General features: G+C 44.3%; 3 protein-coding genes. All 3 read left to right on the top strand.

The features are described 5' to 3' along the window. The coding region (locus VLN09_RS09935) for an ABC transporter permease subunit (protein ID WP_325246086.1) at window positions 1-355 on the top strand (355 nt) is incomplete at its 5' end. Between the two features lie 7 nt (window positions 356-362). Beyond that, on the top strand, window positions 363-2,033 hold the full coding sequence (locus VLN09_RS09930) for a dipeptide ABC transporter ATP-binding protein (protein WP_325246088.1): 1,671 nt from the start codon (window positions 363-365) through the stop codon (window positions 2,031-2,033). Between the two features lie 206 nt (window positions 2,034-2,239). Continuing rightward, window positions 2,240-3,063 (top strand): iron-containing alcohol dehydrogenase (locus tag VLN09_RS09925; protein WP_325246084.1); only part of this gene is annotated, 824 nt, incomplete at its 3' end.

Here is a 3,063-nt window from a genome sequence, read left to right as displayed (position 1 = left end):
GGCAGAGTTTTTGCGTGCGCGTAACTTTGACTATGTCCGTGCGGCACGTAATCTTGGGGTGTCGGATAGTCAAATCATGCTCAAACATATATTGCCGAATGCGTTAGCGTCAAGCTTATCGCAATTACCTTTTATTTTAACCGCTAATATCATCGCTTTGACAGCATTAGACTTCTTAGGTTATGGCTTACCGCCTGGTTCGCCGTCGCTCGGTGAGTTGATGGTGCAAGGTAAGAACAATCTTGATGCACCTTGGCTGGCACTATCAGGATTCTTTAGCTTAACCTTTATTTTATCCTTGCTAATCTTCGTTGGCGAAGCGCTGCGTGATGCGTTTGATCCGAGGCGCTCTTAATATGACAATGACTACTGAGAAAAACGACCCTTTAAATAAAAATGATGGCACTGTACAAAAGAAATTGATGCTGACTGTAGGTAAACTCAGTATCGTAACCGATGTAGGGGCTGTTCTGGTCGACAAGCTATCATATGAGCTATGGCAAGGTCAGACACTAGCTATCGTTGGTGAGTCAGGCTCAGGTAAGTCAATAGCCAGTTTGGCACTGCTAGGATTATTAGCAGATAACTTGATGGTCAGTGGTAATGTGCAGCTGGCAGAGTCAGCCGGTATGAGCACATTACCACTGACCAATGATAAAGGGCGTAATGAAGCTCTACGCTCTATTCGCGGACAGCGTATCGGCATGGTATTTCAAGAGCCAATGACGGCATTAAACCCATTGCATACGGTTGGTAAGCAAATCGCGGAATCACTACGTCTAGTCGGTGTACCCAAAAATCAATGGCGCAGTCAAACAATCGACTTACTAAACGATGTCAATATCACCAATCCGACTGATAAGCTGAACCGTTATCCGCATGAGCTATCAGGTGGTCAGCGTCAGCGTGTCATGATTGCCATGGCATTGGCACAGCAGCCTGATATTTTAATCGCTGATGAACCAACCACCGCGCTTGATGTCACCTTGCAACATGAGATTCTTGCGCTGTTAGATGATCTTAAGCGTCAGCATAGTATGGCGATGATATTAATTAGCCATGACCTTAACTTGGTTAGGCGCTATAGTAATGAAGTTATCGTCATGCGCCAAGGGCAGACGATTGAGCAAGGGCAAACCGCTGCGGTCTTTAGTCAGCCTAAAGTGGAATATACCCGATCGCTTATCCAGCAAGACTTTGGGCAAGCATTGAGCTTGATAGATAATGACAATAACATAGACAAGCAAACACATGTACTGACAGTGAATGATTTACAAGTACAGTTTCCGATTGAAAAAAGTTTGTTTGGCGGTACCAAACGCTGGTTTGATGCGGTAAAAAATGTCGATATGAGCCTGCAAAAAGGGCAGGCGTTAGGCATCGTTGGTGAATCAGGTTCTGGCAAAACCACCATAGCGCTTGCGTTAAGTCAGTTGCTTAGCAATCAAGCGCGTGTCGGTGGACAGATAATAGTCAATGGACAAGATATCACCGCATTATCAAAACGTGGGCTGCGTCAGTTCCGCTCACAGATTCAGATGGTATTTCAAGATCCATTTGCCAGTATCAATCCTCGTATGACGGTCATGCAAATCGTTGAAGAAGGGCTGCTAGTACGAGGCGTCGATAAGATAGCCCGTCAGCAAGCAGTGATAGAGAGCCTTGCTACTGTGCATCTGCCAGCTGAGTTTACACAGCGTTATCCGCACGAGTTATCAGGCGGTCAGCGTCAACGCGTGGCTCTAGCACGCGCACTTATTATGCAGCCAAGTCTATTGATATTGGATGAACCCACTTCTGCGCTTGATAGCACCACGCAGGTAACTGTAGTCAGCTTGCTACGAGAGATTCAGGAGAAACTGCAAATTAGCTATGTGTTTATTAGTCATGACTTAAAAGTAGTGCGCGCCTTATGTCAGCATATTATGGTTGTTAAAGATGGCATGTGCGTTGAGTCAGGACAGACAGAAGAGACTTTTAATAACCCGCAGCATCCGTATGCTAGGAAGCTGTTGCAGGCGAGTCTCATTTAGCTTAGGCAGACAAAGTTAAATAAGTAGAACATAACAGTTCATACTAATCAAACCATAATAAGAATGGCAATGGTACAATAAGTTTAAACAGTAGTTTACTTTACCTAGGCGCTTACATTGCCTCGATTTTTACTTGAACAACAGTTTTATTTATTAAACTGATCGTCATCACTATGGTTAGCATCGTTAAAAAGGACTTTTTGCCCATGAAAAAACAAAACAGTATTGCTAAGTTAGTAAGTACCAAATTAGTAAGCACCAATGGATTGCAGTATGCCGGTTATTTGGCCGTTGCCAAGACCCGCGCTAAAGTACTAAAAGCGTTCTCTTATGTTATTCCGATTAGAAGACCGATGTTGTTTGTCGGTGAAAACGCTTGCCATGAGCTATGCGATATGCTTATCAATGAAGGTAGCAGCAATGTATTTATCGTCACTGACGCTGTGCTTAATAAACTTGGTATACCTGCCAAAGTGACTGATTATCTAGATGAAAAAAACATCAGCTATACCGTTTATGATGGTATTACACCAGATCCTACCTTTAAGGTTGTTGAAGAAGGACTGCGCATATCGGTTGATGCTAAATGCGATTCGATTATTGCCATCGGTGGCGGCTCTGTGATTGATGCGGCTAAAATGATTGCGATGTCACAGGGCAATAATTGTAAGCCACAACAGCTTATCGGTATTCTTAAAGCCAGAAAACCTTCAGTGCCGTTATATTGTATTCCTACGACTGCCGGTACTGGTTCAGAAGCAACACTTGGTGCGGTGGTATCGGATGATAAGACCCATCAAAAAGCCCTATCTATCGACCCAAGAATGGTGCCATTGGCAGCGGCGATTGATCCCGTTATTATGAAAGGTATGCCAGCACACATCACCGCTGACACAGGCATCGATGTATTGACCCATGCACTTGAGGCATGGATGAGTGCCAACGCTAGCGTCGAGACCGACTACTATGCTGCCTCTGCAACCAAATCTGTCATGCAGTATCTACCAATAGTCTATAAAGATGGCGGAAA

Source organism: Psychrobacter sp., from assembly GCF_035469765.1.
In the GTDB taxonomy this organism is placed as follows: Bacteria; Pseudomonadota; Gammaproteobacteria; order Pseudomonadales; family Moraxellaceae; genus Psychrobacter.
The sequence above is the reverse complement of the archived record's forward strand: the minus strand, read 5'-3'. Positions and strand labels throughout refer to the sequence as shown.